Source organism: Burkholderia sp. Ac-20384 (genome assembly GCF_017104605.1).
GTDB classification, from domain to species: domain Bacteria; phylum Pseudomonadota; class Gammaproteobacteria; order Burkholderiales; family Burkholderiaceae; genus Burkholderia; species Burkholderia lata.
This window is the reverse complement of sequence record NZ_JAAGPE010000430.1, coordinates 1-5,910: the sequence shown is the minus strand read 5'-3', so window position 1 is coordinate 5,910 and position 5,910 is coordinate 1. Positions and strand designations below refer to the sequence as shown.

The following is a 5,910-nucleotide window of genomic DNA, read 5'->3' as shown; positions in this document are numbered from 1 at the left end:
CGGTGGCGCCGCCTTCGGACTGCCTCATCCCGACGCATAGCGCTGCGTGCCGGCATGGCAAGGGTTCGCTACGCCGCGCGCTGCGCCCGTTCGGTGCTCGGCTTCGCCTGCGCTCCGCGTGCGGCCTTGCGCGCGCCCCTGCCGTGCCGTCGCGCTGGCGCTCCTATGCGTCGAGGCAGTTCCAAAGGCAGAGATTTTCCACCACAGCAAGGAGGATGTATGAACGCAGTGATCACCGAAATCCCGGCACTCGCCCACGACGCGGGCGTTCCCCCCGCACCCCCCGAGGCGCACCTGCAGGCAGGCGAAGAACGCCTCATTCCCTTGAAACGTCTCGTCGCTTCGCCGTTCAATGTCCGCCGCACGAAGCGCACCGGCATTTCGGCGCTCGCCAACAACATCGACCATGTCGGTCTGCTGCAAAACATCATCGTGCATCCGATGAAGGTGGGTGCGAAGCGGGCGCAGACCTTCGGCGCGGCCGCTGGCGAATCGCGGCGGCTGGCGCTGCTGGAACTGGTCGAGCGTGGCCGGATCAGTCTCGATGAGGAAATTCGCTGCACGGTCGTGTCCGTCGAGGCCGCCGTGCTGATCAGCACCAGCGAGAACGAAATGCGCGAGCCGATGCATCCCGCCGACCAGTGCGACGCGTATCGCGTGCTGGTCGATGCGGGGCGCACCGTGGCGGAAATTGCCGAAATCTACGGGACCACCCCGCAACTTGTGCAGCGTCGCCTGAAGCTCGCCCGCGTCTCGCCCAAGCTGGTCGACCTGTTCCGCGCCGACGAAATTCGAGCCGACCAGATGCAGGCGCTCGCGCTGTCCGATAGCCACGCCGAGCAGGAAAGCGTTTGGTTCGACGCGAAGCCCCATGACCGCGAGCCGCATGCGATTCGCCGCAAGCTGGTGGCGGGCGAACACGACTTTCAGAGCAACCGCATTGCCCTGTTCGTCGGGATCGACGCTTACGAGGCGGCAGGTGGTGCCGTGCGCCGCGACCTGTTCTCCGATCAGGGAACGGCGTGGTATGCCGATCATGCGCTGATGGAGCGCGTTGCGGTTGAGCAACTGACGACCATTGCGGCGAAGGTTCAAGAGGAAGGTTGGGATTGGGTCGAGCCGATTACCGTGTTCGACTACAACGCAAAGGTAGGTTTGCAGCGCGTGCCTGCTACTGCTGTCCCGCCCATCGAAGCACAACAGCAGGAAATGGAGGCGATCGACGCGCGGATGGAGGCCATCGAAGTGGAGAAGGAGGCCGACGACGTCGATGAAGCCACCTACGAGCGTCTATGTGACGAAGAGACCGCCCTTTCTCTGCGCTACGCTGCGATCGAGGAATCGCTGTACGTCTACACACCGCTCCAGATGGTCGGGGGCGGTGCTGTCGTCACCATCGACCAAGACGGCGCGCTCGAAGTTGTGCGCGGGTGGACCCGGCGAGCCGCGACGCCGCCGGTCGGAGACGACGAAACCGATGGTGACGGTACGCTCGCCAGCGAAACGCCAACGCCGCCCGCAGCCGGTGGCAGCGTTGCACAGTCTGCACCGCCCGCGAAGGACCCGCATTCGGGAACCCTCACCCTGCGCCTGAATGCCCGGCGTACCGCCGCCGTCGGCATGGCGCTCGCGCGCCAGCCGCACGTCGCGCTCGCCGTGCTCGTTCACCGGTTTCTCGTTACCGACTATGCGCCCGGACAGTCTGCCAGCGCCATCGACATCCAGTGGCACGACCACACCGGCAAGGTTGAGCGGCATGCGACCGAGCTTGCCGACGACCTGCCCTATCGCCTCTGCGCCGACCAACGCGGCGCATGGGGCGGCATCGTCCCGAACGACACCGACGCGTTGCTCACGTGGTGTATCGAGCAATCCGATGAACGTCTCATGCTCATCCTCGCGCAGTATGTCGGTGCAAGCGTCGATGGTGTCGCGACCGATGAGGGCGCACATAGCATCAATGCGTTGGTCCCCGCGCTGAATCTCGATCTCGCCGACGAATGGAAGCCGACACGCGCCAGCTACTTCGACCACGTGTCGAAGGCACGCATTGCGGAGGTCGTGACCGTCGCCGTGTCGCCCGCCGAAGGCATGCGGATCATGAAGTTGAAGAAGGGCGACGCCGCAACCGAGGCCGAACGGATCGTGAGCGGGACCGGCTGGCTTCCCGACCACTTCGCCCGCGCCGAAACGCGGTCGCGGCCCCTCTGGCGCAATCACGCTGCCACGTCGTCGGACGTGGATGAGGAAGATGACGGCGACGACGACGCATCGGGCGCGCACGATGCCGACGAGGCGAACGACGGGACCGAGTCGGCCGCCGTGGCCGAAGCGACGGACGATGGCCGCGACGAGACGGCTGTCGCTGAAGCCGAAGGCATGCCGCCGCGAGATTGACCTGAGTTTCGCCAGCGGGCGCACCCTGCCCGCTGGCGCACCGCGCGCGATTGTTCGTGTGCGCTGGTGGACCAGGTCGCAGCAATTCGCGACCGGCCCCCGAAATCTCTCACCTTCCTTGCCTCAGTCGGTCCCGTAAAGGCTCACCGGTCCGGTGCCGTGTTTCGCGTGCATGTGCTTTATTGCATGCACTGGCGGCGCTTGCCCGGCGCGTAGGCTTGGGCGTCTCCCTCCGCTGCGCTCCGGGCCGGGCTTTCGCGCTTCGCGTCGAGCCTCGCTGCGCGAGTCTCGCCCCTGACGGGCTTCAATCCCTGACGTCTGCGCGCCGTGCCGGCGCTGCGCGCTTCGCTTGCTCGTGGAACACGCGCCCGCTGCGCGCGGGCGGAAAGCAGGTCTTGCGGCCGGCTATGCCGGCCGAGGGGGCGCGGGGCAAGTGCGCCCCGCGCCGTGTGCGTGATCCGGCCGGGGAAAGCGTGTGGTTGCGCTCCATCCTTTTGCGCCGGGTTAAGCGCGTGGATCTGCCATTGGGAGCCGCCCCTCTTCGACGCATAGCGGAATGGGTCAGGGGTGCAAGGGACTTTCGCGGCATATCCTCGCGCGCTTCGCGCGCTCCGGTATTCCACGGTTCCCTTGCACCCCTGACCCACCCCGCTAAAAACGCGTCGAGGCGGCTCCCAATGGCAGATCCACAACCCGACACAAAAGGACGAAATCGTGAGCGCAACCACCCCCGACCGAATCACGCACACACGCGCGGGCGTTCCCCCCGCACCCCCCGAGGCTCACCGCCAGGCAGGCATTCGACAACCGAAAAATCGTCTGCGTGCCACCGCTGCTCACTGGCTCGGCTGTGCCGTCGACGCCCCGATTCGTGTCCTGCACCGTTGGACGCGCCCGGACGACGACGCGCGCGCCGTCCGCCTTGAAACGAGCGTTGCCGGTCGCGTGCAACGCATCACTTTGTTCCGCCAACCGTCCGGCGCATGGTCGCCGGTTTGGCACTAACCGGAGAAGCAAGCATGACTATCTGCAATGACGACGTGGATGTCGACGGCATCACCGAAGGATTTTTCGCGCTTGTGCGCCCCGAAGGGGCTGCACCCTTTGTTGCAGTCCATCACGGCGACGACGGCGAACTGGCGTTCACTCTCCCCACGATCAACTGGACCGCGTGGCAAATCAATGTCGCGATCAGCGTCTTCGAAAAGGCGCACGCGCGCGGCGAGCGCTACGGCACGGCGAGCGCTCAACGCGTCATTCGCGAAGCGCTCGGCATCTTCCATTGACCAATTCGCAGGCGCGCCGACCGACGGCGCGCCAATCGGAGAGAAAAATGCAAACGTACCGTGCCCCCGTCGATAGCTTCGACTTTGCGCTTGAAGCGCGCGTGCAGCTCGCGCTTCATCGCATCGCTGTAACCGCTGGGATGCAAATAGATGCCGAGCAACACCTGTGCGATGCTGAATGTTACGCGCGCGAGTCGGGCAGGTATGCATGTCGTGAGAAGAACGATACGCCCCCCGTCATGCTCACGGAAGCGACATTCCTGCTGCGTCAGTGGGATGAAGGCTACGATGCCGAGGCGTGCGGTTGCGCTGTCTGGTTCGGCGAATGGTTGAGCGACATGGATGGCCTCAATGAAACGCGTCCGAGTGTGAGCCTAACCCCTGACGGCTTCGTGCCTGCCCTCGAAGTGTCTCACCAGGGCGGCGATTGTGAGCCAACGAACGGGCGTCCGCGTGCGACGCTTCAGGAGGCAATCGGTGCCGCGAAGGAAATGGAAGCGAATTGGCATTCCGGGAACTGAACCTCGCGCGCCCGGATTCGGGCGCGCCTTGTGGAGAGCGTCATGAACAGCACAACCCATGTGAGCATCGAGCAGCTTGAGCGAGCGATCAATATCTGGCGTTCGCGGCGGCCGAGCGGAGACGGCGACCCGATCCTGTGTCGGGAGGCGCGCATTCTGGCCGACCCGTACGCCCTGATGATTTTCCACGGCGCGACGGAGATTGACGCAGCGAAGCTCACCGCCGATCAGCGCACCGCGTACGACGGTGCGTTCACGCAGTAGAGCACCGTTCACCCACTCGACAGGAAGAATGATGAACGTAGACCAACAGCATGAGTGTCTCGCTATCCTCAGCGCAACCATTGGCGAGAACCCGGTTCACTGGTCGGAGATCAAAGCCGCCGTGAGCGAAAAAATGTCGATCCGGAACTGGCTCGACGTGCGTGGCGTGCTCCAGTGGGGAATCAACAACGGCCGCTTCAAACGGATTCCCGACGTCCACGTCGAAGCGTATCAGCGTGTTTGACTTTGACGCCCGCTCCGGCGGGCGATCTTCTATCGACGAGGGACGACGCATGCCTAACGAGGGTGATTTCCGTGCGGTTGCGATCAGCGCCGCTGCGATCGCAATCGGTTTCAGTCAAAGACTTTTGTTCACCGACGACAAGGGCGGCGGCATCGAACTGTTTCAACTCTTCGCAGACGTCGCGGCTGAATCCCTCGCCGCGCATGTTGGAGCCGTCAACGACGATGTGCCGTGGACAGCGATTTGGGCATACGAAGTTGACGTTCCGCTCGGGAGGCGAATCGCGGATTCATACATCGAACAGGGTAGTCTTCCCAGCACCGCGACTTGGAAAGCCGCGCTAGCGGACAGCGTCAAATATGCGTACATACCATGGTAGCTCCCCGGCGAGCCGGCCGATGAGATGGCGGCAATACAGGTTCGCTCGCCGACGCGCCGTCGCTGCGTTTTTGCGCGGCGTCGCGGGCTGGCGGGCGCTCGCCGCTGCGCCGCGACCACCCGCCAGCCCGCGACCAAAGCGTTGTCCAGTTCGCGCGACGCGCGAAATAATTTGGGGCAATCTGGTGTCACGAAGAGCCCCGTGACACCAGATTGCCCCTACGCCAGAACCGCCCGCACCGCTTAGGCTCCCGGCTTTGATTCAGCCGCGACAGCTGCCGCTGCTGGCGGACTCGATGGCGCTGGCGGCGAAACACCAAGCGCACGGCGAATGGCCGCAATCCCGGCTTTCCAATTCTCCGCCGGAACCTCGTTCAGCTTCTCGGCTTTCAGCACATCAAAAATCGCACGCTCGTTGCGCTCGAGCGCCTTGCGCTCGTTCGTCCGCTTCTGCTCCTGCAGCCGCTTCAGCTTCTGCTCGGCTCGCGTGATTTCGTCGTCCAGCGACTTCGGTGCGCGCGTCGTCTTTCCTGTATCTGCCGTCATGGCGTCGATTACTCCATCGTGCCCCTCCCCCTTGCCGGAAAGTGTAGCCGAATACTGTGCCCGGGCGTCTGCTCGCCTGCCACCTCGGGCGCTTCCCGGTCGCGCCAGCCGATTCGACCTGCCCTCGACGCTGAGATGGCGCGCTCGTGTTTTCCGCGTTGGCGCAGCGCGGGCCACCACCCGCAATCTGGCACGGCCGTCGCCCCGCCCGGACCAACCATCCAGAGCGCAATGCACGCATTGCGCTGCTCACGCACGGCCGCCGCCACCGTCA

The 5,910-nt window shown here is 64.7% G+C and carries 7 protein-coding genes; 6 read left to right on the top strand and 1 reads right to left on the bottom strand.

The annotated features are described in order from the left end of the window. Positions 1-219 precede the first annotated feature (219 nt). The 6 genes from G3O00_RS39000 to G3O00_RS38975 all read left to right on the top strand — a co-directional run bounded on the left by G3O00_RS39000 (position 220) and on the right by G3O00_RS38975 (position 5,091). Positions 220-2,397 carry a ParB/RepB/Spo0J family partition protein gene (locus tag G3O00_RS39000; RefSeq protein WP_206146181.1) on the top strand — a complete coding sequence of 726 codons (2,178 nt, stop codon included), beginning with the start codon at positions 220-222 and terminating at the stop codon, positions 2,395-2,397. 983 nt (positions 2,398-3,380) lie between these two features. After that, complete coding sequence (locus tag G3O00_RS38995) at positions 3,381-3,683, top strand: hypothetical protein (protein ID WP_241025541.1); 303 nt, start codon at positions 3,381-3,383, stop codon at positions 3,681-3,683. A gap of 47 nt (positions 3,684-3,730) precedes the next feature. Continuing rightward, positions 3,731-4,204: a hypothetical protein gene (locus tag G3O00_RS38990; RefSeq protein ID WP_206146180.1), complete on the top strand. Its 474-nt coding sequence runs from the start codon at positions 3,731-3,733 to the stop codon at positions 4,202-4,204. 42 nt (positions 4,205-4,246) lie between these two features. Continuing rightward, positions 4,247-4,468, top strand: a complete 222-nt coding sequence (locus G3O00_RS38985) for a DUF3717 domain-containing protein (RefSeq protein ID WP_206146179.1) — start codon at positions 4,247-4,249, stop codon at positions 4,466-4,468. A gap of 28 nt (positions 4,469-4,496) precedes the next feature. Beyond that, positions 4,497-4,712: a hypothetical protein gene (locus tag G3O00_RS38980; protein ID WP_206146178.1), complete on the top strand. Its 216-nt coding sequence runs from the start codon at positions 4,497-4,499 to the stop codon at positions 4,710-4,712. Next, positions 4,705-5,091 (top strand): hypothetical protein, encoded by a 387-nt coding sequence (locus tag G3O00_RS38975; RefSeq protein ID WP_206146177.1) that lies wholly within the window; start codon positions 4,705-4,707, stop codon positions 5,089-5,091. The genes G3O00_RS38980 and G3O00_RS38975 overlap by 8 nt, the downstream gene beginning before the upstream one ends. Positions 5,092-5,333: 242 nt before the next feature. On the opposite strand, the gene G3O00_RS38970 is transcribed toward G3O00_RS38975, so the two are convergent. Then, positions 5,334-5,636: a hypothetical protein gene (locus tag G3O00_RS38970; protein ID WP_206146176.1), complete on the bottom strand. Its 303-nt coding sequence runs from the start codon at positions 5,634-5,636 to the stop codon at positions 5,334-5,336. Between the last annotated feature and the right edge of the window lie 274 nt (positions 5,637-5,910).

What these genes read in the sequence shown, in the direction of transcription:
- G3O00_RS39000 (WP_206146181.1), top strand. Translation starts at nt 220, where the DNA reads ATGAACGCAGTGATCACCGAAATCCCGGCACTCGCCCACGACGCGGGC.
- G3O00_RS38995 (WP_241025541.1), top strand. Translation starts at nt 3,381, where the DNA reads ATGGTCGCCGGTTTGGCACTAACCGGAGAAGCAAGCATGACTATCTGC.
- G3O00_RS38990 (WP_206146180.1), top strand. Translation starts at nt 3,731, where the DNA reads ATGCAAACGTACCGTGCCCCCGTCGATAGCTTCGACTTTGCGCTTGAA.
- G3O00_RS38985 (WP_206146179.1), top strand. Translation starts at nt 4,247, where the DNA reads ATGAACAGCACAACCCATGTGAGCATCGAGCAGCTTGAGCGAGCGATC.
- G3O00_RS38980 (WP_206146178.1), top strand. Translation starts at nt 4,497, where the DNA reads ATGATGAACGTAGACCAACAGCATGAGTGTCTCGCTATCCTCAGCGCA.
- G3O00_RS38970 (WP_206146176.1), bottom strand. Translation starts at nt 5,636, where the DNA reads ATGACGGCAGATACAGGAAAGACGACGCGCGCACCGAAGTCGCTGGAC.